Annotated in this window: 14 protein-coding genes and 1 pseudogene; 8 read left to right on the top strand and 7 right to left on the bottom strand. The window is 41.6% G+C overall.

All coding sequences use genetic code 11. The features are described from left to right. Positions 1-41: 41 nt before the first annotated feature. From V7L31_RS16695 to V7L31_RS16665, 7 genes are all read left to right on the top strand, one after another. A complete protein-coding gene (locus V7L31_RS16695) occupies positions 42-812 on the top strand; it encodes a class I SAM-dependent DNA methyltransferase (RefSeq protein WP_334697266.1) in 771 nt (256 codons plus the stop codon). A gap of 22 nt (positions 813-834) precedes the next feature. Beyond that, the gene (locus tag V7L31_RS16690) at positions 835-4,950 is read left to right on the top strand and encodes a non-ribosomal peptide synthetase (protein ID WP_334697265.1); all 4,116 of its coding nucleotides are present in this window, start codon (positions 835-837) and stop codon (positions 4,948-4,950) included. Further along, positions 4,947-6,392: a cytochrome P450 gene (locus tag V7L31_RS16685; protein ID WP_334697264.1), complete on the top strand. Its 1,446-nt coding sequence runs from the start codon at positions 4,947-4,949 to the stop codon at positions 6,390-6,392. The genes V7L31_RS16690 and V7L31_RS16685 overlap by 4 nt, the downstream gene beginning before the upstream one ends. A 38-nt stretch (positions 6,393-6,430) precedes the next feature. Then, complete coding sequence (locus V7L31_RS16680) at positions 6,431-7,810, top strand: cytochrome P450 (protein ID WP_334697263.1); 1,380 nt, start codon at positions 6,431-6,433, stop codon at positions 7,808-7,810. Between the two features lie 102 nt (positions 7,811-7,912). Next, on the top strand, positions 7,913-8,950 hold the full coding sequence (locus tag V7L31_RS16675) for a sucrase ferredoxin (protein ID WP_334697262.1): 1,038 nt from the start codon (positions 7,913-7,915) through the stop codon (positions 8,948-8,950). Positions 8,951-8,963: 13 nt separating this feature from the next. Continuing rightward, positions 8,964-9,284 carry a hypothetical protein gene (locus V7L31_RS16670; protein ID WP_334697261.1) on the top strand — a complete coding sequence of 107 codons (321 nt, stop codon included), beginning with the start codon at positions 8,964-8,966 and terminating at the stop codon, positions 9,282-9,284. A 306-nt stretch (positions 9,285-9,590) separates the two neighbouring features. Beyond that, positions 9,591-9,815, top strand: a complete 225-nt coding sequence (locus V7L31_RS16665) for an MbtH family protein (RefSeq protein WP_334697260.1) — start codon at positions 9,591-9,593, stop codon at positions 9,813-9,815. A gap of 345 nt (positions 9,816-10,160) precedes the next feature. Here the strand turns inward: V7L31_RS16665 and V7L31_RS16660 are convergent, their stop codons facing one another. The 4 genes from V7L31_RS16660 to V7L31_RS16645 form a co-directional block, all read right to left on the bottom strand. After that, a complete protein-coding gene (locus tag V7L31_RS16660; RefSeq protein WP_334697259.1) occupies positions 10,161-11,348 on the bottom strand; it encodes a glycosyltransferase family 4 protein in 1,188 nt (395 codons plus the stop codon). 6 nt (positions 11,349-11,354) lie between these two features. Further along, on the bottom strand, positions 11,355-12,443 hold the full coding sequence (locus V7L31_RS16655; protein WP_334697258.1) for a glycosyltransferase: 1,089 nt from the start codon (positions 12,441-12,443) through the stop codon (positions 11,355-11,357). Between the two features lie 167 nt (positions 12,444-12,610). Next, complete coding sequence (locus V7L31_RS16650) at positions 12,611-13,534, bottom strand: FkbM family methyltransferase (protein WP_334697257.1); 924 nt, start codon at positions 13,532-13,534, stop codon at positions 12,611-12,613. A gap of 12 nt (positions 13,535-13,546) precedes the next feature. Next, positions 13,547-14,689: a glycosyltransferase family 4 protein gene (locus V7L31_RS16645; protein ID WP_334697256.1), complete on the bottom strand. Its 1,143-nt coding sequence runs from the start codon at positions 14,687-14,689 to the stop codon at positions 13,547-13,549. 528 nt (positions 14,690-15,217) lie between these two features. On the opposite strand from V7L31_RS16645, the gene V7L31_RS16640 reads away from it, so the two are divergent. Further along, positions 15,218-16,315, top strand: a complete 1,098-nt coding sequence (locus tag V7L31_RS16640; RefSeq protein WP_334697255.1) for a glycosyltransferase family 1 protein — start codon at positions 15,218-15,220, stop codon at positions 16,313-16,315. Here V7L31_RS16640 and V7L31_RS16635 read toward each other — a convergent pair. From V7L31_RS16635 to V7L31_RS16625, 3 genes and pseudogenes are all read right to left on the bottom strand, one after another. Then, positions 16,300-16,708, bottom strand: a pseudogene (locus V7L31_RS16635) (transposase); the annotation flags it as partial. The gene V7L31_RS16640 and the pseudogene V7L31_RS16635 sit on opposite strands and share 16 nt — an antisense overlap. Positions 16,709-16,835: 127 nt before the next feature. Further along, positions 16,836-17,957, bottom strand: coding sequence for a hybrid sensor histidine kinase/response regulator (locus V7L31_RS16630; protein ID WP_334697254.1), 1,122 nt, complete (start codon positions 17,955-17,957; stop codon positions 16,836-16,838). Between the two features lie 351 nt (positions 17,958-18,308). After that, on the bottom strand, positions 18,309-26,438 hold the full coding sequence (locus tag V7L31_RS16625) for a PAS domain S-box protein (protein WP_334697253.1): 8,130 nt from the start codon (positions 26,436-26,438) through the stop codon (positions 18,309-18,311). Positions 26,439-26,743: the final 305 nt, after the last annotated feature.

Raw genomic sequence — 26,743 nt, 5'->3', positions numbered from 1 at the left:
TCGATTTTAAACCTATCCTTTAAAACAGGAAAAGCAAGTATATGTCTTTAGTAAATTTAGTCAATAATGATGCAAATCATGATTCTTTTGCTTCTGTATATAAATTTCTTGGTTCATCAGATGCAGAATTTGTAATACCAGTTTTAGAGCAATTAATCCTAAAACATCTCTCTAAAGGAGCAAATATTCTTGACATTGGTTGTTCTAACGGACAGATAGTCCAACAGCTTCAAATAAGAGGTTATCAAACTACTGGACTTGATGTTTCTGAAGAACTGTTGGGTTTTGCCCGAACAAACGCACCTGAAAGTGAATTTATCCTTGGTGATATACGTAAGCTTAAGTTGCCTCCCACCTATGATGCAGTTTATTCAAAAAACGTTTTCAGCTTCTTTTTGAATCTTGAGGAATTGACAACTGTTTTCCAAAACATATATTCAATGATGCGTGATAATGCTCTGTTTGTATTCAGCATCACAAGTGCAGACATTACATGGAGTGAAGGTGAGCCTCAATATTCGGATAGTTGTACTGTCAATGATAAATTTGTCTATATTGAAAGACACAACTACAGCCCAGAAGAAAGGATACGGAAAATTGAAATCACCACATTTGAATTAATAAATGGAATTTGGAAGCGTTCGGACAGTGCTGTGCTAGAAAAAGATTATTTTTTAGACGAAATTAAATCGGCTTTAGATAATGTGGGTTTCATAGAAATCAATGACTATAATAGCAAAGATTTTGGAGACGCTTACAAAAGAAGCGAGCGCCTTTGTGTTGTTTGTCGTAAGCCATCCCTCCATAAGTAACTATCAATAAAATAATATAGTCATGGATAAACAACACTCTAATTTATCACCTGCGAAGAAAGCCCTTCTAGAAAAATGGAAGGGAGGAAAATTTCAATCTGATATTATTCCAAAGCGTCAAATATTGCAGAATCTTCCTTTATCTTTCTCTCAACAAAGGCTATGGTTTATTGACGAACTTTATCATGGGAGTTCTTTCTACAATATTCCTATCGCTTTTCATATCAAAGGACAACTGAATATTAAAGTGCTTCAGAAAAGTCTGAATGAAATTCTTAAGCGTCATGAAGTTTGGCGGACAAATTTTGTACTTGTAAATGGAGAGCCAGTACAGAAAATTGCACCTCAATTTACTTGGGACTTACCTATTATTAATCTTGAGCATTTATCTGGTAAAGATTGGGAATCTGAGATTAAACAACTTGTAGCAGAGTCCGCAAATAAACCTTTTAATTTAGCTAAAGAACTTCTAGTTAGAGCAACTTTACTGCGCTTGAGTGAAGAAGAACACGTTTTGCTTGTTACTATGCACCATATTATTACAGATGGATGGTCTTGTGGTGTGTTCCTGCGCGAGTTGTCAACGCTGTACGCTGCTTTCTCTACAAATCAACCTTCCCCTTTACCCGAACTCCCTATTCAGTATGCAGATTTTGCAATTTGGCAGCGCGATCGCATCCAAGGTGAGTTCCTCGCAACCCAATTAAATTATTGGAAACAACAACTCAGGGGTGAGCTACCTGTACTACAGTTACCTACAGATCATCCACGACCTAGCGTCACAACTTTTACCGGTGCCAAGCAATATTTTATATTCTCAAAACCTTTAACTGAGGCATTGAGACAATTAAGCCAGCAAGCAGATACTACTTTATTTATGAGTTTGCTGGCAGCATTTAACATATTATTATATCGCTATACAGACCAAGAAGATATCTTAATTGGTTCTCCAATTGCAAATCGCAATCGAGCCGAATTAGAAAGGATGCTGGGTTTATTTGTTAATACTTTGGTATTACGTAATAACCTAAGTGGTAATCCCAGTTTTCGCGAACTTCTACATCGAGTTCGTGAGGTGACTCTTGATGCTTATGCACATCAAGATTTACCCTTTGAAATGCTTGTAGAAGAATTGCACCCCGAACGTGACTTAAGCCGAAATCCACTTTATGAAGTCATGTTTGTGTTGCAAAATACTCCAACAACTATGCAAGAAGTATCTGGATTAACTTTGCGTACTTTAGAGTTTGATAGTGGTACAGCCCAACTAGATATTTTCCTCTCAATGTCTGAATCTCAAGAGGGATTAACAGGCTGTTTAGAGTACAATACGGATATTTTTGATTCAACAACGATTACCCAATTTATCAACAATTTCCAAACTTTGTTGGAAAATATTGTTGCCAGCCCAGAGCAACGCTTGAGTGAATTATCGCTCTTAACTGCTTCTGAGCAAGAACAACTATTATTGAAGTTTAATCCAACTCGCACAGATTATCCTCAAGATGTATCTCTACATCAATTATTTGAGCAACAAGTTCAACTAACACCTGACTCTTTAGCATTAATTAGTCAGTCTGAAGAAATAACTTATTGTCAACTTAACCACAGAGTTAATCAGCTTGCACATTATTTACAAAAACAGGGTGTAATAAAAGAAACGTTAGTTGCTCTATGTTTGGAACGCTCTGTAGACATGGTGGTGGGAATTTTAGCTATCCTCAAAACTGGCGGTGCATATATTCCTCTCGATCCGAGTTATCCAGTTGAGCGGCTGAATTTTATGCTCTCTGATTCTCAAGCGTCAGTATTAATTAGTCATCAGGAAATATTAGATAAACTATCATTATCTGCGGATAAAACTGTTTGCTTAGATATCCACAAAGACGAAATTGCTTTAGAAAGTAAAGAAAATCCGATTAGCACATCACAAGCTGATAATCTCGCCTATATTATCTACACCTCTGGCTCAACTGGAACTCCTAAAGGCGTTCTTGGTACTCATCGTGGTACAGTAAACGGCTTACACTGGTTATGGAAAACCTATCCTTTTACCCAAGGAGAAGTTTGTTGTCAGAAAACAGCTATTAGCTTTGTTGATTCTGTATGGGAGATTTTTGCTCCTTTACTTCAAGGAATTCCTACAGCAATTATTAGCAATGCGACTGTATTAGACGCGCAGTTATTTATAGATGCTCTGGCACATTACAAAGTTACTCGTATTATACTCGTACCCTCGCTACTGCGTTTACTTCTGGATAATTACAGTCATCTAATCAATAAATTATCGCCGCTAAAACTCTGGATAACCAGTGGGGAAGCACTGTCTATTAAGTTAGTTCAAACTTTCCGAGAGTTGATGCCATTTGCAAAACTAATTAACCTTTATGGCTCATCAGAAGTCTCTGCCAACGCTACTTATTATGACACCAGTTTCTTGCCAGATGGAGTAAAGAGTGTCCTTATTGGTCGTCCGATTGATAATACTCAAGTCTATGTGTTGAATCGTGATTTACAACCCACACCTATAGGATTTTTTGGTGAACTTTATATCGGTGGTGATGGATTGGCGAAGGGTTATTTAAACCGTCCAGAATTAACTCAAGAACGTTTTATCGATCACCCCTTTATTCCCGGAAACAAGCTTTATAAAACAGGTGACTTTGTACGTAACCTCAATGATGGAAATCTGGAGTATCTAGGTCGCCAAGATGAACAAGTAAAAATCAGAGGTTTTCGAGTAGAATTAAGTGAAATTGCAACTGCGATCGCACAACACCCAGATGTGCAAGAATCTGTTGTTATTGCTAGCGATGATGCTCAAGAAAATCAGCGTTTGATTGCATATATTGTCACAGAAAAACAGGATATAGCTGTACAACTGTTGCCAGATTTGCAACAAAAATTGCCTAATTATATGCTGCCATCTGCTTTCGTTGTATTGGATGCGCTGCCACTGACACCTAATGGTAAAGTAGACAAGCGTTCTCTAACAACTGATGCAGTTCTGCCAATAAATACTACTAAATCCTTCGTAGCTCCTCGGAATTTTACAGAATTATCATTAGTAAAACTTTGGGAAAAGCTCTTAAATACTAGCCATATCGGGGTAACAAATAATTTCTTTGACTTAGGTGGACACTCATTTTTAGCTGTACGCTTAATGGCTCAAATTCACGACAAATTTGAGTATAATCTTACCCTATCTACTCTTTTTGAAAATCCAACAATTGAAAAATTAGCGATTATTGTTAGTCAGCCATCCCGTGAGAGTTCTAATTCTCCTTTAGTAGCAATTAACTCTTCTGGTTCCAAGATACCTTTCTTCTGTATGCATGGCGCTGGCGGCGGTATTAATAACTATTTCATCTTGTCTAGAAGGCTTGGTGAAGACTATCCATTTTATGCCTTAGAACATACCCTAGAGCAAGATATACCTGAAAATATTTCAGTCGGGGAGATGGCAACTCGCTACCTCAAAGAAATTCGTCAAGTACAACCAAATGGCCCTTATCTCTTAGGTGGTCATTGTTATGGCGGTGTACTTGCTTTTGAAATAGCGCAGCAATTACAAAAGCAAGGTCAAAAAGTAGGTTTGTTAGTTGTTATCGATACCATACTATCAGAAACACCTATTGAACCTAGAAAAGATGACGATGCAAAATTCTTACTTCGCATGGCAGAATCGATAAAAACCAATAATAATATCGATTTTTCGATTCCTTTTGAGGAACTTCGAGATTTGCCACTAAATGAGCAATTTCATTTAGTAAATAAAAAAGCAAACTTTATCTTTAGCGATACAGAAGTTGAAGATTTTCTCCACTATTACAAACTTTTCAAAGCGCATGTCCAAGCCATGCGAAATTATGTTCCCCAAATTTATCCTGAGTCTATAACTCTATTTCGAGCGAAGGAAGAGATTATTCATGACTTTGATAACCCAGAATGGACTACTGATGACCCCTTGCTAGGCTGGGGTAAATATTCTACTCAACCTATTCAAGCAATTGAAGTTCCTGGCGATCATTTCTCAATTTTCATTGAACCTCATATTCAAGAATTAACTAAACATCTAAGAAATTGTATCGATAATTCTGTGCGTGATATCAATCAAGGGAGTAAAAAAGACTCATGAAACTACCCCCAAAACCGAAAACACCCTTATGGTTGCTAAATCTGCTATTCGAGGCTGATCCCTTTGGTTATATGGATGCTATTTTCAAACGTTACGGTGATATTGTTACTTTAATTTCTGACCCTACACCAATAATTTATATCAGTAATCCCTCAGGAATAAAGGAGGTTTTTACAAATACAAAAGAAATTGCAGCTAGAGGTGAGTTAAACCAAGATTTTGCCTTGATGACCGGAAATCAAGGAGTTCTTCAACTGGATGGCTTAATTCATAAAAATCGACGCAAATTATTAATGCAGGGTTTTCATGGAACACGGATGCAGGTTTGTGGACAACGTATCTGCGAACTCACAGAAAAGATTATGAGTAAACAGGTAGTTGGAAAAACTTTTGCTGCATACCCGATTATTGAAGATATTACCTTGCGAGTAGGTCTAGAAGTTATAATGGGTTTGGATAAAGGAGAGCGTTATGACAAAATAAAACATTTATTTGTGTCTGCGCTCAGAATAGGACAGTCTTCTATAGACAAGATTCTTAAAAATATTTTTGGACAACAGAATTTAGGTCGATGGAGTCCACAAGGATATCGCCTTTATTTGCGACAACAACTTTTTCAATTATTATCTAGTGAGGTAGAGGAACGACGATCGCAAGCAGATTCTTCACGCACTGATATACTTTCAGATTTGATATTTGCTAGTGATGAAGCAGGCGAAACATTAAGCGATGAAGAGGTGCGCGACCTCCTATTATCGCCTATATTTGCGGCGGGTGATGCTTCAGGAACCGCGATCGCTTGGTCTTTGTACTGGATTCACCATTTACCATCCGTGCGATCGCGTCTACTGGAAGAACTCGATAGTCTTGGTGAAAACCCAGACCCCATGCACCTTGTCACATTACCCTATCTAAGTGCTGTTTGTCACGAAGCTTTGCGAATTTATCCAACTCAGTTGTTTACATTTCCCAGATTAGTAGAATCGACCGTTGAGGTGATGGGCTACAAGTTGAATCCCGGTACAGTACTTATTGGTAATATTTATTCCACACATCAGCGCGAAGATTTATACCCTAATCCAAAAGAATTTCAGCCAGAGCGCTTTTTAGAAAAGCAATTTTCTCCCTACGAATTTCTCCCATTTGGCGGCGGTTCTCGTGTGTGTATTGGCGGGACTTTTGCCCTATTTGAAATGAAACTTGTATTAGCAACTATTCTTTCGCGTTATGAATTAGAACTAGTCAGCCAGCGCCCAGAACGTCCCAAATTTGGAGGTCTGATTTGTTATCCAGCTAGTGGCGTGAAGATGGTCATACGTGGTCGGCGTAAAGGAGGCAGGGGGCAGGAGGCAGGAAGTACCTACAAGGGGCGGGGCTTGAAACCCTCTCGGCAAGGTCAAAATCAAAGACAGTCACAACCATTGGTTGCAGGCTTAGTTTAAAACCAATTAATTATTTAACATTTATCAGACAAATACTAATGAATTTACCTGATGGGCCAAAAACTTCTCCCCAATTACTCAGTCAATTTGAAACCGATCCTCTTAGTTTCATGGATACTATGAGCGATCGCTACGGCGACATTTTCACTATTATGGTTGATTCTAAACCTCTAGTAATAGTCAGCAATCCAGAAGGGATGAAGCAAATTTTTACCAATGCTAAAGAGATTATCGCTTCTGGAAAGTTGAATCAAGGTGGAGAATCAATAGTCGGAAATAACGGGTTGCTCGCACTAGATGGGTTGCGTCACAGAAATCGTCGGAAGTTATTGATGTCACCTATGCGCCACACTCAAACACAAGAGTATGGGGAGCGTATCTGTAAAGTTACAGAAAAAGTCATGAATCAACTAACCTTAGGTAAATCTTTTCTGGCTTACCCGACAATGCAAAAGATTACCTTAGAAGTAGTTTTACCATCATTATTTGGTCTGCATGAAGGAGAACGTTATGAACAATTTCGACAACTTTTTTCTAAACTAATAAGTTATGCTAGGTCACGCTGGTTAAATATATCTCTGTCCTATCCGGTTATCAAGAGAGATTTAGGTCGCTGGAGTCCTTGGGGATATTGGCTTCATTTACAACGACAATTTGACAAACTACTTCATGCCGAAATTGCAGAACGTCGTCAACAAGTAAACTCTTTATCTACCAACGTATTATCAGAATTGGTATTTGCTTGTGATGAAACAGGTCAACCAATGACCTATGAATATATACGAGATTTATTTCCGTCATTACTATTTGGTGGTCAAGATGCGTCAGCTACCGCGATCAGTTGGTCTTTGTACTGGATTCATAGTATACCTGGTGTTCGCGATCGCTTATTAGAAGAACTTAGTAGCCTTGGTGAGTCGCCAGAACCCGAAAAGATTATTGCATTACCCTATCTGAGTGCTGTTTGTAACGAATCCCTACGAATTTATCCAACTCAAGTTGTGACATTTCCACGACTTGTAGAATCACCAATTGAAGTAATGGACTACAAATTAGACCCAGGTACAGTAGTAAGAGGATGCATATATTTAACTCATCAACGTGAAGATTTATATCCACAACCAAAGCAATTCAGACCAGAGCGCTTTCTAGAAAAAGAATATTCTCCCTATGAATTTTTACCATTTGGCGGTGGCGCTCGCCGCTGTCCGGGTGAGCTATTAGCGCTTTTTGAAATGAAACTAGTATTAGCAACAATTCTCACACGCTATAAATTAGCTTTAGCTGATAAAACAAGAGTGGAAAAACCGAAGGCTATAGGTGTTAACTATCCTCCTGCTAGTGGCTTGAAAATGGTGATTCTCTCTCAGCATCAGCGCCAAGGACAGCCACAGCAGTTCGTTGCTAATTCAGCGTAAGATATGTTTATATTACTGTAAATAATAATGCAAAAAAATACCAAAAAAATTCTTGATTAGTAAAACCGAGTCATTAGGAATAAGAACGAGATACAAGTACCTATGCAAACTCAACATACTCATAAACTCCCCACAACAGACTGTCGTTTTTGCTCATTGGTTTCTAAAGGTAATGGAGAAGACCCAATTGGCACAGCTGGTAATTGTGACCATTGGTTGATTATGGAAATTCCCCAACCTTGGTCGCAAGAAATCTATGAGGAAAATCCAACTCTCAGTTCATTGATGGGTTTATTCGAGGAGTTAATTTTTAAGCATGGAGTCAAGTTGAAACCAATGCTAATTGCTCCTGACCGAGAGTACTCTCATCCTGGCTTAACCCGTGTTTTGTACTACTATCGTCCTGCAAAATTGTTTTCTCAGTTTGAGAAACACGAGTTTCTTGTTCCAGACAGCGAAGCTGCTGCTTTAGTAACTGCAATATTCAAGCAGTTAATCCAAGAACCAAACGATTTATCGCAATTTCAGCAATATCAACAAGAAACGAGCCATATTCGCGAACTAATGGTTTGCACCCATGCTCAAGTAGACCTTACTTGTGGCAGATTTGGTACTCCTATATATCGTCGATTACGTAAGGAATATGCTCCTGTTTCCCACGGAAAGTTAAGAGTATGGCAAACAAGTCACTTTGGCGGTCATCAGTTTGCTCCGACATTAGTTGATTTACCCCAAGGGTACTTATGGGGACACTTAGAACCAAATGTATTGGATTTACTGGTCAATCGAAATGGTTCAGTCTCCGGTTTGCGTCAATATTACCGAGGATGGACAGGTTTAAGCAAATTTGAGCAAATTGTTGAGCGCGAAATTTGGATGCAGTTTGGCTGGAATTGGCTTGATTATTTGAAAGCAGGAAAAGTGCTAGCTATAGAAGAAGTTGCTGAAGGACAGGATGCTAATTGGGTAGAAGTCTGTATTAATTATGCCGCACCTGATAGCAGTACATCAGGTGTCTATGAAGCCAAAGTTGAAGCCTGTGGTGAGGTTATGAGTGCATTGAACTCAGCAAAAGAGATGGAGTTAGAAGTAGTAAAACAGTATCGCGTAAGCCGTTTAGTCAAGAATCAATCAATTTAAATGAGGTAACACTATGGCAATAATGGGAAAATATTGCAAAGCATACTCACTTCAAAAATTACGTCATTTTAACCAATGGAGTGAGAATTCCCAAAATACAAGGAAAGAAAAGCAAGAAGTAGATGGTAAGGAAGTTGAAGTAAAAAGGGTACTAACTGATGATGATTTTATATATTTACAAGACAACTATATAGTCACAGATGGAATTTTCAAAGACGAAAATCTGATTTTTGACAATATAACTCCCGAATGGATAGACTTTTGTAAAAATATTCTTCTATTTGAGGTTCCTGTTTACGAGCCTGTGAAGGTAGAAGCATCAAGAAGTCAATAGATATAAGTAGGTAAGCACGAATAAACCTGGCTATGCAACAAAATGTAAAAAGCCCGAAACCTTTGCGATTGAATGCTCTGCTTGCAATGACACAAGTATTAAGTCGGATATGATATAACCTAAGCGTATTGGGTTAGTGTCAAAAATTTTAAGTTGTGTAGGTTGGATTGAGAGAAAAACCAACATTTCCAGGGCTTTGTCGGGTTGTGCTTTGCTTCACCAACCGACAATTTTTCACAAAGCCAAGCGTATTGTGATATAGACTTACAACTTTTAGTAACCATTATTAATTGACTGGAGAAACAAATGTATCAACAAGAAAAAGAAGATACTACACTTTATAAAGTCGTAGTCAATCACGAAGAACAATACTCTATTTGGCCTGCCGACAGAGATAACCCTCTTGGTTGGAAAGATGTAGGCAAAAGTGGTTTCAAGCAAGAGTGTCTTGAATATATTAAGGAAGTTTGGACTGATATGAGGCCTTTTAGTCTCAGAAAAAAAATGGAAGAAACTACTAATCAAACCTAATTACTGTTGCAATACGCTTGGTGTTAGCCATAAAAAGCTTAACCTGCGTAGCTTGGGTTGAGCGTAAGCGTTATCCAACATTGATTGGAGTGTTGGGTTTCGTTCTTCAACCCAACTTACAAATTTTTTTGCTGAACTGTATTAGGATACGCTCAAAGTCACAGTTAAATCTAGGGAAAACGTACCTTATTTACTAATAAAAACTAAGAGAAATTTCCAAATGATATAGGTAATTGTAAAAATTGGTGAAATGATAAATAAAGTAGCTTTAGCTTTTTAAACTAGTTCGATTATTGATGATACGGCGTAGCCGTTCCGAGACTCATTGTGCCAGTTGCGTAAGTCCTATTTGTAATTAAATTTGTTATAAACTGCCATAATTTGCCGACTTAAACGTTCGTGATTGAAATTTTCTATCACTGTACGCCTAGCCTTTTCTGATATGACTTGGCATTTTTCAGGGTTGTCATGCAAATCTAGGATAGCTGCTGCTAGAGCAATAGGTTCTCCTGGTGGTATAGCAATAGCATCATAGTTATGAGTAAATAGCTCGGCTGCGCCACCTGCTTTAGATATTATCACTGGTCTGCCACAAGCCATAGCTTCTACTATTGCTAGTCCAAATGGTTCTGGTTGGGTGCTGGCATGAACTACAATGTCTAACCAACGGTAAATCTCTGCTATGTCCTGCTGAAAACTAAGAAAAGAAACTTTGCTTGCAATCCCAAGATATGAGGCTTTGTTTTTTAACTCTTGCTGGGAAAATTGGGAACCGCGAGTTTTATAAATGGGTTCACCCACAATCCAGAAATGAAGGTTTAAGTTGGGATGCGCTTTCACTATGTGAGATGCTGCTTCTAGAAAAATGTCATGACCTTTCCAACGAGCAAAAGTAGCTACCAGTCCCACTCGCAGAGGAAGATGAGAAGATTGAGGAGCAGGAGAAAAGTAATCTATATCTATGGCATTGTAAATTACTTCTATCGGCAAACCAGGTAGTGTAGTTCTAGCATCTTGTGCTACAGCTTGGGAAACAGCAATTCCAAACGTGGCGCGATTATTCATCAATTTTAAAGCTTGTGCTATTAATGGTCGTGAGCCGTAGAAATCATGAATGTGCCAAACAATAGGTATACCTTTAACTCCAACTAATGCAGTTAGAAAATGGGTCTTAATACCGTTGGAGTGAATTAAGTCTGGGTTGAGTTCATGCACCAATTGATTAAATTCCCTTAGATATTTCCCTATGCTGGGCAAAATTTTGACTATTTGTGATAATAAGATCAATATTGCGATCGCTTTACTATTACCTTTAAAGGCACTGTCACCCAGTTGATTAAATTCTTCTGGTATTTCCAGTAATGTTACCTGTACGCCTAATTTTTTAGCCTGCTCTCTTAATGGCCCATCCGTGCCTATTATTAGGTGTAGTTGCATATTTGGCTGTGCAATCAAGAGTGCAGCTAAGATAGTCAGCAAAACTCTCTCTGCACCGCCAATTACCCCTACTGGGTTAACAAATACTATTTTCATATAGTTTTAATCACTGGCTAATTTTGTATAAGATTGAGCAATAATTTGGGCATGAGCAGACCAAGAATATCTCTTCGCCTGAGCCAGGCGAAGATTAATTGCAGGGGCGCTAGTTGGGTTTAGTAATAGCTGTTCTAACGTCTTTACCCAAGCTGACACATCCGTAGTTGGGCAGTATACCGCCGCTTCACCACCCACCTCACGGAGTACAGGAATATCGCTGATAATTGCGATGGCCCCGCAGGCTAAGGCTTCAATAACAGGTAATCCAAAGCCTTCTGCTTCACTTGTTAATAACACTGCTGATGCTCGTCGATAAAGGGCTGCTATAGTTGGACGCTGTAAACCCTGTAAATGAATTATTGAATTGCCGATATTCAACTGAGCAATTTGTTGCTGTTGGCTTTGTGTCCACTCACCACCGACTTTGACAAGTTGCAATTTTGGATAAATAGCTTGTATCTGTGCAAACACTTCTAAAAGAATGTCAATACGCTTGCGGGGGATGCAACTACCGACATGTAGTAAAAAAGGGACTTCACCTATTTTTCCTAATATTTGTTGGTCATTATTGGTTTCGTTCTCAAGAACAATACCAAATTCTGGGGCAATACCATAGGGCGCGTAGACTAGACGCGATGGTTTTACCAGTTGATAATGCTCAATTTGTTTTTTGACTTCTGTTGTGGAATAAAATACAACGGCGCATGATTGTAAACCGCGCAGAATTCTGCGAGACATCGCTTTATACCACTTAGACCGAGGTTCTTGCTCTGGCTCTACCAAAGAACGAAAGGCATCAATATCGTGACAGTATACACCTGTGCGGTCTGGAGGCAAGACATGAACTAAATGAGCATAGCTATGGTCAGCAATGTGAAATAAATCAAAATCTGCTAACCGTTGGTTGAGATAATGGGGATAGTCCCAAAATCGGTTAATCAGGCGATCGGTATTGTAGGCAAAATGCTTTTTACCGAGTCGAGGAATTTGTTTACAACGCCAGTTAAATGTTGGACAAACTTCTATAGCTTGAATAGATGCAAGATGTTCAGCTTGCAGTTCTTGGAGTAACATCTGAGCACAGAGATCCATGCTCTGCCATTTTTCTTCAAGGTAATCGCAAATAATTGCGAGCTGTATTTGAGCCATCTTATCTATTTTGTATTGTAATTGTTAAGTTAGATAAAAAACTTTATTTTTTAAACATATTTTTTAAATGTCTAACTTATATTATTAATGCGTAGGTAGACATATTTAAACTATTGAAGTATATTTAATTTTACTAATAGGTCAGGCAATTTCTCCTTGGGAATCATTAGTACGTCTGAAATCCCCGCTTTTACTTCCTTAATTTCAATAAAATGTTTACGCCCTACTTGTTGGTACAACTTATATTCCCAAGGAATTACTAACTCTGCTATCTCTACAAAAGAATATCCAAAATGCTGTACCCAATATGGATTAAACTCACCATAAATGATTGGGCGAGTTTTCTTAATAAAATTCAATCCTCCTAAGAGAAAATCCATTTCAGCACCTTCAATATCTACTTTGATAATGTCGCATTTTGAAATATTATTTTTTTCAACAAAGTTATCTAGCTTAGTGATAGGTGATGAGCAAGTAGGCTTCTCTTTATTAACTAGACCTTTTTTTAATAAAAAAGCATTGCCAGTAGATGAGTTATTCTGTTCATCTACCATACAAAGTTGTATTTCTCCCTCTTGGTTTCCAAGGGCAGTATTGACTGGATAAATGATATTCGTTAATTGGTTGATTTCAACTAAGTTAGCTAGACGGTTAAAATTAGATGCAACTGGTTCAAAAGCCCATATTTGAGATTTAACGGCTTTTATTTTGAGTTTTTCTCCTAAAGATATGGAGTAAAGTCCAATATTTGCACCAACATCAAAAATTACTACTCCTGGATGGAAAAGTCTAGATAGTATCTGAATAATGCCACCATCATATTCCCCTGAAAAAAAGACTTTTTGCTCTAAAAGACTACGCAAGTCAAGACACATTATACTACCTTGCTGCATTTTAATTTTTACAAAACACTCTTCATCAGATTGATAATTTGTCATTAAAGGTATAAGTACTTTACTTAACCTATACTTGCCTTTAAAGTAAGGTAAAGAGCGTAAAATATAAGCAATGGAATTACGTAAGGCTAGTTTCATAAATACTTGTTTTTATTTATTCAAAAGTTCGGTAAAAAATTCTAAATGCTGTTTGGCAACAGATGTCCAAGCGTACAATGTGTGTGCTCGCTCTAAACCTTTAGTAGCCAGTTCTTGGCGACCTGATGGGCTGTTAAGTAATTCAGAAATAGCTGCAACCCAACCCAACTCATCCTTTTCACCAACTACTAAACCAGCATCTTGAATAACATAAGGAATTTCGCCGCTATCACTGCCAATTACAGGAACACCACAGGCAAATGCCTCAATGAGCATTCGCCCAAATTGTTCTCGCCAGTTAGAGATGGTTTGACTAGGAGCGACAAGTATATCCATAGCATTGAGGTATTGGGGAACTTCACTATGTTTTACATCTGTGCAAATTCGCACCTGTTCAGGATAATGCTTTGCCCACGTTCGTAGTGATGATTCCATTGCTCCATTACCGACAAACAAAGCTCGCCAAGGAGTTTGTAAACTATCTATAACTTGCATGAGTAAATCTAATCCTTTTTCAGGAACAAAGCGCCCCAGAAAACCGATAACAGGTGTCCCTTTCTCTTCCCAAGCAAGAAATCGACGAATCTGGTGCTTGGAATCAACTGATGGGTAGAAATGGTTAACATCTACACCGAGGGGAATAAGTCGCATAGGGAGTGAATATCCTTTTCGAGCTTTTAAAGTTTCTACAACGGTCTGCCCACCGGTAATCCATCCTGTTGCTCGATTTATGGCATACTGTTCAATCCAATTAAATGGAGGTGGATATCGCTTAGATTTATTTTGAAAGCTAGAAAAAACCAGTGGAGTTTTCCTCTCTGTCCACCAAGCAATTTGTCCGCCAGAAAAAATATAAGGCTCTTCCCAACAATGCACCAAATCCCAGTTTTGCTCCATAATCACCTTAAGTCGGCAACCATAAGTCAAAATGTGAGCAGGCTTGCTGAAATAAACTGGTACTGCTTCTAGGTGACAGATTTCGTTAGGATCAGCTTCCAAATGTATTGATCGTAAATCTCCATGTATAAACGAAGGAGCAACCGCAGTGACTTCCCATTCTCCTTTTCCCAAAAAGGCTATTTCATTGACAAGTCGGCGGTTCAGTTTTACCACATAGGAGTGACTAATAGAAAGAAGTTTTCGTGGATGAGGCATACATCAAATTTACGTTTGTATATTGGCTTTTCATCATCACTCACTGCCGCAATTTCAATAATAGGGTTTAAGTCTAACTGACAAATTTCATCTGCATTATTTTGTATGGTTATCCAAACTATTCTGGAGATAGCACTTTTGTCAACATTTTGCTGAACTGTAAGAAAATTGATCGGAAATTAAGGGGGTTAAGACCCGCAACATCAACATTTAGCTCAGAGTTCTGGTGACTCGACTACATTCAGTTTTTGTCGGGATCTGTTTTTGAAAGTTCTGAGTGGTTGGAGCCGCCGCTCAACGCCAGTTATCCCAAGTTGGGAAACCTGCCTAAGTAACTGGCTGGAATTTCTGCTAAATCACCCTTTGAAACTGTCTTAAATTTTGAATTTGGCGGAAAGTGAGCGGTTGTACTGTCACCCTCAAATTTCCCGGCTAAATTTTGAATTGTTAAGATATTTTTAATTATACTAACACCAGTATTGCAAATCACAGTATAAAATATTGACCACTGTCAATAAATATTTTCTAATGCAACCTATTGCTCCCATCATTGCAATTGTTCCCCGTCTAATGCCTGCTATTGATGGAGTAGGAGACTATGGGTTAAATATAGCAAAGCAACTGCGTCAAGATTTTGGCTGGATGACCAGCTTTGTAATTGGAGATCCTAATTGGTCTGGTGAAGCTTTTGTGGAGGGGTTTGCAGTTCATCAAGTGGCGGAATGCTCTAGTACAGCTCTTTTAAAATTATTAACCAATGAACAGCACCCAATAACTACTGTTATTTTGCATTATGTAGGCTATGGTTATGCAAAACGAGGCTGTCCAGTTTGGTTAGTGGAAGGCTTGGAACGTTGGCGAAAAGCTACTAATTCTCGACATTTGGTAACGATGTTTCATGAAATGTATGCTTTTGGTTCAATTTGGACAAGTCAGTTTTGGACATCACCACTGCAAAGAAATTTAGCTGCGCGTCTGGTTCGCTTGAGCGATCGCTGTCTTACCAACAATCAAATATATGCTGAAATTATCAATAAGTTAGGTAGAGGAAAACACTCTACAATTCCGACTTTGCCAGTTTTTTCTAATATAGGTGAACCAGAGCATCTCACCTCTTTATTAGAACGTCCTAGACGTTTAGTAATACTCGGCAGCTGCGGGCCGCGTTCTCGTGTTTATCAAAACTCGCGATTGGCATTGCAACGGACTTGTTTGGAGTTAGAAATTGAGGAAATTTTAGATATTGGTTCTGCTTTAGATTTTAAAATTGAACCAGTAAATGATATTCCTATCGTCTGTTTGGGAATTAAATCTGCTCCTGATATCAGCAGTTTACTATCAAATTCAGTGGCAGGTTTTTTGAATTACCCTACTGAATTCCTGACAAAATCAGGAATTTTTGCTGCTTACTGCGCTCACAGATTATTACCTATATGTACATGGGATCAAGGACAAGACGTAGATAGTCTGCAAGCAGGGAAACACTACTGGCTGGGGAACAAGTATCAGCACAGGATGAATTTATCAGCAGGGCAGGTAGTAGCAGACAACGCTTATGCCTGGTATCAAAAGCACCAATTATCAGTTCAAGCTCATACTTTTGTTACTTTGATGTCGTCCCGATAGTAGGCACTATCCCACGTACTAAAATCTCAACGTTCTTCCATTGTTGCCGTATTTGTTTAATCACTCTCTGTAGTTGTGATAATGCCCCGGCTGCTGGATCTACATTTAAAGGTCTAAGTTTGGCTACTAACAAATATTTTCCACAGAAAATATAAAGTGGAGCATAGCAGTATCCTCCGTAACAAGTATTGAAGAAAACTTGCTCCTGATTGCCGTGTACTAAATCATCGGTTACATCTAAGTCCAAAATAATTTTTCGTGGTTTTTTTGAGTAAGATTTTAAAATATACTTACAAATAGGCTTTCAATTTCTGCTGAAGAATGCCCAATTTTATGATCACGACTGTCGGTTCCTTGTTCTACCTCTTCAGGACAATGTTCTAACCTATTCAACATATTTATAAATACAAATATGTAGTACATTCGCCAACAGTGTCCGTATCTCGGCTCACTACCTAATATTAATTTTATTGCTTGGACTATGAAAAAATCTAATCTTAAACTGAGAGATCGGCCAGTTTCAAAAATAAGGGTGTTTTGCTCCCGGAGGGAGGCTACTGATTTTTATTAAGATGACTGACCCTTGGGGCTGATTATCTTCCACTGAGATCCTGCCGCCATGAGCTTCGATCGCCATCTGACAAAATGCCAACCCTAAGCCAACTTGATGAATGTCTTCCATCGGAGTACCAATTTCATACTTTTCAAAGACTCGTTGCTTCAGGTCATCAGCGATGCCAACACCCATATCAATCACTCGAATCTGGGTTATCAGGTCGTCTAAATAATTGATTTGCACTGTGACTTGACTTTTTGACGGAGAAAATTTAATCGCATTTAACAATAAATTGTCTAAAACTCGACGCATCACGAGCTTATCGGCGCAAATGGGTCTTTCGAGTTCTGGGAGATCGGGAATCATCTGAATCATTTTCTGCCCTGCGATCGCCTGCATATCGCTAATACAAGTATTAACAAGCTGACTCAGCTCAATTTCCTCAAGATTCAGGATCATTTTTCCTGACTCTAGTTTTGCCATTAGCAGTAGGCTTTCGGTTAGCGATCGCAACTGTTGTTCCGCTATTTTTATGCGATTGATCCGAGTTTGATATTGATCGGGCAAATTCGCTCGATCTAGCATTTCACAGGATAGAAGAATGCTGGTCAGAGGATTACGCAAATCATGCACAATCATATTTGCCATGTCCAATCGCAGTTGCAGAGAGGCTTTGAGGGCATCATACTGTTGCTTAATACGGAGCATCGAGCCAATTCTGGCGCGTAACTCTACTGCACTTACAGGCTTACTCAGAAAATCATCGGCTCCAGCTTCGAGGCAACGAGCTAAATCTTCTTTCGCATTCAATGCAGTGACCATAACGATCGGAATATGCTTCCAATTTGGATTAGCCTTGATGCGACAGCACACCTCAATGCCATCTAACTCTGGCATCATCACATCAAGCAAAATCACATCAGGCTGACTCTTTTTTAGCCGTTCTAAGGCACTAACACCACTGGATGCATATCCCAAACGATAGCCAGAATTGTACAGAATGCCGCTGATGACTTCAAAGTTATCGGGTTCGTCATCCACTAACAGAATCGTCAGTTCTTGATTGACTATTTCAAATTCACTCATGATACTATTGGCGAATGTAATACATACTTGTTATTTGTAAGTATTACGTAAATTCACACATTTATCTATAGTTACGGCTTCTATTTGTAACACTTTTGTTTATCCATTTGTAACACTTTTTCCAACACTATCCACTCATCTACGAACAATCGTCAAACACACCGAGCAAAGTTGAAGGAGGCAGGAGGCAGGAGGAACAATTGGGGGAGGTCTGAATCCTCTCCCAATTGTAAGCGCCGTCTAACGGCGGGGTCTTAAACCCAAGACCCGTCAGGTCGCAGGCTGTTACAGAGCAGAGGCGGAGCTGCTCCGCCTCCCTTGGCATTTTCCTCCTGTCTTCTTTGATAACTTTTAAACTCTCCCCTCACTATCAGACATATTCAGTGACGACAACTGGAGATATTTCTTCATCACGTTGACGAGATGGATGGGACTGATGGGTTTGGTCAAATAATCATTCGCTCCAGCAGCTAAACACTGTTGTTTATCCCCCGACATAGCTAAAGCCGTTACCGCCAGGATGGGAATGTGCTTGTTTTGCTCCTGCAATCGAATTTGGCGAATCGCTTCTAGCCCATTCATCTCTGGCATTTGAATATCCATCAAAATCAAGTTGAAGGACTGCGTTTGGGTGAGATTAATCGCTTGCAAACCATTGTGGGCAACTACAATATTAAACCCTTTCAATTCTAAATAGGCTTTTAGCGTCTCAATGTTATCCAGGTTATCGTCTACCAGTAGAACGACAGGTTTCTCTGCTATATTCTTTGTTTCTATAGGTAAGAATTCTGAAGCAATTTGGGCAACAGCAGCGGTGCGAGCGAGAGGCTTGTTTGAGTTGGGCGGGTTGACGTGTTTCCAGGGAAGCACTACTGTAAATTGGCTGCCCTGATCGACAGTGCTGCGAACCGTGATGGAGCCTTTGTGTAGCTCGATAATGCGTCGGACTAAGGCTAAACCTAACCCTGTACCAGCATAACGCCGAGACAAATTGCTATCGATTTGAACAAACGGCTGAAACAGCTTGTCAATGTTTTCTGGAGCAATCCCAATGCCAGTATCGATCGCACTGAAGCTCAATGTTTGTTCTGCTGCATTGCCTTGCACTTTTAATATGACAGCACCACCGTTGGGTGTAAACTTGATGGCATTGGTCAGCAGGTTGATCAATACCTGCCGGATAAGTCGTTCATCTAACTCGATGTAAGTCAGATCGGGAGACAGTTCAAGGGTAAAACTAATTTGCTTTTTGAAGGCTTGCTGTTGGATAAAAGGAATTGTGCTTCGACAAAGTTGCTGAACTGAAACGGTTGTCATTTGTAGATCTAGCTTGCCGGATTCGATTTTGGCTAGATCGAGAATGTCATTAATTAGCTCTAATAAATGCTGACCGTTGGTTTGAATTGTGGTTAAGGCGTGGTGTTGTTGCTCGGTTAAATTGCCATAGGTTCTTTCTTGCAAGACTTCAGACAGTCCCAGGATGGAGTTCAGAGGGGTACGAAGTTCGTGGCTCATGTTTGCCAGAAATTCGTCTTTGAGGCGGGTTGCTCGTGCGAGTTCCGCATTGGCAATAGTCAGTCGTTCATTAATTTTCCGAAGTTTTTCTTCAGTCTGTTTGATTTCTGTGACATCAAAAATAATGCCAACAATATGCAACGCTTGTCCAATGTCGTCGGTTACGGTGCTGCCTTGCTCAAGCAAATATCGTTTTTCTTGGGTTGCGGGGATCTGAATGCAATATTCGACCTGAAAGGGCTGTTGATGGACGATCGCGGCTTGAATTACTTCGATAACGCGATCGCGGTCTTCTGGCACAATTAGCGAGTTGACTGGGCAGAGAGCGCCTTGATTGGCGATATCTATCGGTTCAAGCTGGAATAACGTCGTTAAGCGATCGTTAAAAAAGACAAATGTATTATTTTGAGCAGGATACAGCTTGTAGACAATTCCCGGTAGGTTTTCAGCCAGGGTGCGATAGGAAAGCTCGCTTGCTTGCAGAGCGATTTCAGTTTGCTTGCGGTGGCTGATATCTCGGATTGCGGCTAGAAAGGCTTGATGATCCTGCCAGGTAATTTCCTCAACGCGCACTTCAACTGTAGTCACCCTGCCGGTGGGATGCGGAATCTCCATTTCAAACGTCTTTTGGAGCGTGATGGAAATTCCCAAATCCGCACCCTGGTAGTCTGGCTTTTGGTAATTGAAAATTCGATCGGCAGCCGGATTGCTGAAAATAATCTGTCCTTGGGAATTCAGAATCAAGATGCCATCAACTGTCTTAGAAATAATTTCTTTGAGGCGCTTTTCGCTGTTTTGCAGTTGTTGCTCAATATGCTTGCGATCGCTAATGTCTTCCACCACCGCCAAGTCGCCAATGAGTGTACCCGCAGCATTGTACAGCATCGATACTGTCAGACTAACCCATTGTAGCCGACGATCTTTGCGGATATAGCGGATTTCAGGGGTTATCAATGCCAACTCACCGTGATGTAAATGAGCCAACTCACCTTGGATTACTTCCATATCTTCTAGATGGATCAAGTCTTGCCAAGACATATCCAGTAGCTCAGATTGAGTATAGCCAGTCAGATCGCAAAAGCGTTGATTGACTTGGATATAGCGTCCTGATAAGTCACATTGGTTAATGCCGACAGCTGCCTGTTCAAACAAAGACCGATAGCGCACCTCACTCTCACTCAATGCTGCCGTGCGTCGAGCAATTCTGGCTTCTAGCTCCTGGTTAAGCTCTTGTAGTGCCAGTTCTGCCTGTTTGCGATCCTGAATATCTTGAATTACACCAATGCAATAATTTACGGTTTTATCTGCATCACAGACTGAAGCCACCGTAATGTTGCACCAGCGTAGCTCTCCGTTTTTGTGAAGCACACATTTTTCCAGCGAAAAGGAATCAATCTTTTTGGCGAAAAGCTCTTGCCAGTAGTTTAAATAGAACTTTAAAACATCTGGTCTGGGTATGAGGCTCTGGAAGTTTAGCCCCAGCATTTCTGCTTCCGTATAGCCTAATTGGTCGCAAATACGGCGATTAACCTGCAAAAATCGACCTACCGCATCCATTTCCACAATTCCCACTGCTGCCTGCTCAAACACAGCACGGAAACGGGCTTCGCTTTGTTTTCGTGCCAGTTCTGCGCGTTTAAAGTCATCAATATCGGTAATTGTGCCGACCCAGCCTGTAATTTCTCCTGCTAGGTTTTGGATTGGCACTCCCCGCGCCAGAAACCAGCTGTATAGTCCCTGATGATGACGGACACGATATTCGATCTCAAATAACTTGCCCGTTGTGATGGCTTCTTCCCATTTCTGGAGGGTGCGATCGCGCTCATCGGGATGAATCGCTGCTGCTTTGCCCAATCCCATTGCCTCAGCTTGACTTTGCCCCGTGTAGTCATACCAGCGTTGGTTAAAGTAGTTAACGGCACCTGTTTCATCTGCCAACCAGACCATCTGGGGCATTGCTTCTGCCAGGTCGCGGTAGCGTTGTTCGCTTTCTTGCAGAGCTTGTTCAGAGTATTTGCGCTCAGTGATGTCAGTGATAGTTCCTATATAGCCAATTACATTGCCAGAGGTATCAGTTTCAACGATCGCCAGACAGATCAGCCAATGCACCTTTCCATCTGGTCTCTGAAAGCGACACTCCATTAAAAAGGGAGTTTGCGATTGGGTAGCTCTCTGCCAGTTGAGAAAGACCCAATCGCGGTCTTCGGGGTGCAATGCTCGTTTCCACCCCATGTCCATTGCCTCCTTGAAGGATAGCCCTGCTAGTTGACACCAGCGGGAATTGACATATTTACAGTCTCCGCTCGGATCGGTGTGGAAAATGCCAACTGGTGATAGTTCAGCCAAGTTTAGATAACGCCGTTCGCTTGCTTGAAGCGCTAGCTCGGCTTGTTTGCGATCGCTTATATCTGTGAGGATGCCAAACCAAATAATACTGCCATCTGCTTGTCGGGAGGGAATAGAATGTCCTGAAATCCACTTCAAGATGCCGCTAGGAGTTCTGATGCGAAACTCCATCTCCCATACATCGAGCGTTGCAGCCGATCGATTTATGGAAGCGCCGATTTGTTCTATATCTTCTGGCAAAATCATATCCCACACGATTTGTATATCCTTGAGGAGTTCCTCTGGCGTATATTCATACAAATCGACAATACCTTCGCTCATAAAGAGCAAGTTGTTTGACCCATCCGGCAAGCGCTGATATTTATAGACGGCTCCAGGCACCATATTAGTAAGTTGACGCAGCATTTGCTCACTTGTTTGCAGAGCAACTTCGGTTTGTTTTTGTTCGGTGATGTCCATCACGGATACGCCAACGCCGATTACTTCCCCATTGGGTAAACAAACGGGATAGTGATTGGAGATGGCGTTGCGAAATGCACCCGGCTTGACCTCACCACTAAACTCCAGATTCAGAACTGGCACTTGGGTTTCTATAACCTGGAGCAGCATGGGAGCAAACTGAGATGCCATTTCTGGAAAAACTTCCCATAAGGTGCGTCCCAAATGCTCACTTAACGGCAGGTCGTTGATTTTGGCTAATGCCTCGTTGGCATAGAGGTAGCGCAGTTCCCGATCGAACAGGGTTAGCCCAACTGGAGAGGCTGCGATAAATGCCTGAAGCAGAGCTTCGCTGCGCTGGCGTTCTAGCTCGGCTTGTTTGCGATCGCTAATATCGGTGAGAATGCCACACCAGATAATACTGCCATCCTCTTCTTGGGTGGGGATAGAATGTCCTAAAATCCACTTCAAGACGCCGCTGGCAGTTCGGATGCGAAACTCCATTTCCCACGGTTCGAGGGTTGCCGCCGATCGGTCGCTCGAAGCACTCATCTGCTCTATATCTTCGGGTAGGACGATATCCCAGGCGATTGCTCCATTGTTGAGGATTTCCTCTGGTGTATGCTCATACAGATCGACAATGCCCTGGCTGATAAACACAAAACCATCTGCCGCCTCCGCCAACCGCCGATATTTAAAAACCGCTCCAGGCACGCTATTCATGATCTGACTTAAGGTTTGTTCGCTCGCTCGCAGAGCGGCTTCAGCCTGTTTGCGATCGGTGATATCAATAGCTGTACCAATGATGCGATGGATATTTCCCGCTTCGCTCCAGATTGGAAATAGGTTGGTGAGTGTCCAAATTGAACCCCCTGGAAAAGGAAGATATTCTTCATAGCTGATCTTCTGACCCGATTTTAGACATAGGGCATACTTTTGCCGGACTGCTGAACCGACTGCCTCACCAAATACTTCCTCTGGCGTTTTACCCTGAATTTCTTCGCAGGTAACTAAGCCGTATCGTTCAGCCACAGGGTTGAATTCCACGAAGCGAAATTCTTGATCTATGCTCACCTCAATCACAAAAATTGCCAGTTCTGCTCCTGTGTAGATGCTACGGAGAAATTCTTCCTGTTGACGCAGTTCGGCTTCTAGCTGTGCTTTTTCGCTAATATCAATTAGAATGCCGTGCCAAATAATGCTACCATCTGCTTGTCGGGAGGGGATGGAATGACCGGAAATCCATTTTAAGACCCCGCTAGCAGTTATCAGGCGAAACTCCGCCGTCCAAGGGGTGAGCATTGCCGCAGATTGATCAATCAAATCCCGCACCCTCTCTCCATCCTCTGGAACGATGAGATGCCAAAGCACTTGGGAGTCGTTGAGGATTTCCTCTGGGGTGCGATCGCAAAGCTTGATAATACCTTGGCTAATAAATCGAAAACTTTTCGTTCCATCCACAGAACGGCAATAGGTATAAACCACTCCCGGAACTGTATTGACCACCTGGCGCAACATTTCTTCACTAGCTTGTAGAGCAGTTGCCATTACTTTCCGTTCTGTGATATCTGCGATCGCTCCCACCATGCGAATCGGCTTGCCAGTTTGATCGCGGATTGCCTCTCCACGAGAACGACACCAAATATACTCACCGGATTGCTTACGTCTGCGAAATTCTACTTCATAGGGCAAATGGTCTTCTAGGTGGCCTTTTAAGGCTAGTTGCATCAGATCGCAATCGTCGGGATGGATCTCTTCCCTAAGCACCTCATAGGCAAACTTGCAGGCGTTTTTGGCTGGGGGTGAGTAGCCTAAAATTTCCCAATAGCGATCGCTGGCAATGACGCGATCACTGACAATATCCCAATCCCAAACTCCTTCGCCGATACCCCGAATGGCGAGTTGATAGCGTTCTTTGACTACGCTTAATTCCAGTTCCAGTTTTTTTTGCTCAGTAATATCGATGTTGGCCCCAGCAAGACGGTAAATCTCTCCAGCTTCGTTGCGAATCGGAAAGCTGCGGTTCCAGAGCCAGCGAATGGAGTTATCGGGACGGATAATCCGATAGGCAAAGGAGCAAACCTCTTTCCCTTGACAAGCTTGCTGGTTAAACGTGACTACGCCATCGCGATCGTCTGGATGAATAAAATCGAGCCAAGCTTGAGGATTGTCATAGGTTTGCTGCAATGGCGTTTGGTAAAGATATTCCCAGGCTAGGCTGGTATAAATCATCTGCTTACCATCGAGGGATTTGAGAAAAAACACATCCTGACTGTTGTCAAAAATTTGTCGGAGTTGGGCTTCACTTTCTCTGAGGGCAGTTTCTAGCTGCGTGCGTTCGGCTTCTAACCTTTTCCTCTCGTTAATATCAGTGACATACCCGATAATCTGAGTTAAGTTGCCGTTAGCATCTGCAAAAAACTGTGCCTGAGCTTCAATCCAGATGTAATGGCCAGCCTGATGTTGCCACCGATATTGCAAGTAGAGATGTCCTTGATGTTCAAAATACTCTGCGGCGGCCGTTTGCACCCGTTTCTCATCCTCTGGATGAATGCTGGCAAACCAATCAGCTGATGTCTGGGGCATTTCAGAGGCGCTATAGCCAAACACTTGATCGGCATTGATGCCCCACGTTACGCGATCGGAGGATGTATCCCATTCATACAGCACTTGCTTAGTGGCTAGTTGGGCAGCATGATGGCGGTTTTGCCACTCTAGCAAGACGTTGATATAGGCAGCTTGTCTAGCTTCAGCTTGCTTCTTTTGGGTGATATTGCGCGCCACGCACAAAAACGACGTGACCGTTCCATCCATATCATATTCTGGAACGACACGGGTTTGAAACCAGATGGAGCGCGAGTGAAGGCGAAGTTGATATTCAATCGTTTGTTCTTGATGGGTTGCTGCTACTCGTTGAGTGAGAGTTTGCCACTCAGCAAAGTGTTCTGGGGCAAAGGTGGCAGCAAGCAGTGGTTGACCAATCAGCGCTTCAGGCGCATAGCCCAACTCCACTTCAACAGCGGCGTTGAGATAGAGGTAGTGTAAGTCTCGATCAAGCCGAAAAATCACGTCAGGGGAACGATCTAATAATGCGGTAAGCTCTTGTCGCTTTTGCTGGAATCGGGTCGCCGTTTCGCTGTGTTGAATGGCGATCGCCACCTGAATGCCAAGTTGTTCTAAAAATGTGACCTCAGTCGGTTGCCAATCACGCGGCACAGCCGACTCACTGGCGCTAACCAGTCCCCAAAATTGGTTGTTAACGATCGCCGGCACTAGAATTTTCGCTCTAATCTGCAAATGCTCCAATAACTCAACATGGCAGGGGGTCATCCCTGCCGTATAGATATCGGGAACCACTAGCACTCGTCCTTGGCCATATCGATCTGCCCAATCTAAAGCAAAGCAAGGATCGTAAATCTCTTCACTGACAAAGGAACGTTGACCGGCGGCGAGGGACTCTGCTACTACCTGGAACTGCCCATTTTCCAAAAAGTGATAGACCGACACGCGATCGCAACCCAAAAACTGCCGCACTTCAGACACCGTGGCATCAAGTGTTTCCGCCAAACTCAGCGAAGCCCGAATCCGCGTTGAGACTGCCATTAAAAGCTGCGATCGCTCTGTCTGAAGTTTCAAAGCGGCGATTGATGCCTCATCTGGCCGATCGGGTTCTACAGGTTGCAGTAAACGGCATAAACTTTCGTAGGTCAGCAGCCCTAGTAACTGCCCATTGTCGTCTAATATCGGCAAGTGCTGAATCTGGTGTTTTTGTAAGAGGTTCAGGGCAACCTCAGGGTTAGTTAACTCAGATGGCCGTAAGGCGATCGCTGGTGGTTCAATCACCTCTGCTAAAGTGACTCCAGCAAGCGATCGCCCACTGGCAACCAGACGTGTCACCACTCGTTCGCTGAACAGTCCCACCAGTTGGTTTTCACTGACTACAGCTAAACAGCCTGTGCAGTCGTTAGCGCCCATACCGGGATCGAAGTTGCCAGAACTGGAATTCAAAAGTGCGATCGCCTCTGTCACCAGCACATCTGGCGTAACTGTGATGGGCGGCGGTGCGATCGTGTTTTCTAGGGAAAGCCTTAGCAGAAATGAGTGGGGCAAGAACATAACCTTTCCAGCCGCAATAGTGGGATCAGAAACATCGGGTGATTCAGGGTAAAACCAGAACACCACCCAGAGATTGTTGTAACAATTCAGTCTAACCTAAGTAGAAAAGTGCAAAAAAACCGAAATATGTAACGAAAAGTAAACTTGCTTGAAACTTTCTTCCCTTCTGCCTTCCGCCTTCTGCCTTCTGCCTTGTCTCAACGATAAATATTCACGCCTACCTACTTATTCTCCAAAAGCACTTTCTTGACTTATACTGAAAACACCTAATTGCTTGACGTTTGCTTGTTAATTTTTTACCGGGTTTAAAAGTCAAGCTACTACCTGTTGTTAGTATAGGGCAATTTATTTCTCAGGTTGCTTTTGGGTGA

The organism is Nostoc sp., assembly GCF_036916655.1.
Classification (GTDB): domain Bacteria; phylum Cyanobacteriota; class Cyanobacteriia; order Cyanobacteriales; family Nostocaceae; genus Nostoc.
This window is presented reverse-complemented; position numbering and strand designations above follow the sequence as displayed.

Excerpts from the sequence above, each read along its gene's own strand:
- V7L31_RS16695 (WP_334697266.1), top strand. The coding sequence starts at position 42 with ATGTCTTTAGTAAATTTAGTCAATAATGATGCAAATCATGATTCTTTT.
- V7L31_RS16690 (WP_334697265.1), top strand. The coding sequence starts at position 835 with ATGGATAAACAACACTCTAATTTATCACCTGCGAAGAAAGCCCTTCTA.
- V7L31_RS16685 (WP_334697264.1), top strand. The coding sequence starts at position 4,947 with ATGAAACTACCCCCAAAACCGAAAACACCCTTATGGTTGCTAAATCTG.
- V7L31_RS16680 (WP_334697263.1), top strand. The coding sequence starts at position 6,431 with ATGAATTTACCTGATGGGCCAAAAACTTCTCCCCAATTACTCAGTCAA.
- V7L31_RS16675 (WP_334697262.1), top strand. The coding sequence starts at position 7,913 with ATGCAAACTCAACATACTCATAAACTCCCCACAACAGACTGTCGTTTT.
- V7L31_RS16670 (WP_334697261.1), top strand. The coding sequence starts at position 8,964 with ATGGCAATAATGGGAAAATATTGCAAAGCATACTCACTTCAAAAATTA.
- V7L31_RS16665 (WP_334697260.1), top strand. The coding sequence starts at position 9,591 with ATGTATCAACAAGAAAAAGAAGATACTACACTTTATAAAGTCGTAGTC.
- V7L31_RS16660 (WP_334697259.1), bottom strand. The coding sequence starts at position 11,348 with ATGAAAATAGTATTTGTTAACCCAGTAGGGGTAATTGGCGGTGCAGAG.
- V7L31_RS16655 (WP_334697258.1), bottom strand. The coding sequence starts at position 12,443 with ATGGATCTCTGTGCTCAGATGTTACTCCAAGAACTGCAAGCTGAACAT.
- V7L31_RS16650 (WP_334697257.1), bottom strand. The coding sequence starts at position 13,534 with ATGAAACTAGCCTTACGTAATTCCATTGCTTATATTTTACGCTCTTTA.
- V7L31_RS16645 (WP_334697256.1), bottom strand. The coding sequence starts at position 14,689 with ATGCCTCATCCACGAAAACTTCTTTCTATTAGTCACTCCTATGTGGTA.
- V7L31_RS16640 (WP_334697255.1), top strand. The coding sequence starts at position 15,218 with ATGCAACCTATTGCTCCCATCATTGCAATTGTTCCCCGTCTAATGCCT.
- V7L31_RS16630 (WP_334697254.1), bottom strand. The coding sequence starts at position 17,957 with ATGAGTGAATTTGAAATAGTCAATCAAGAACTGACGATTCTGTTAGTG.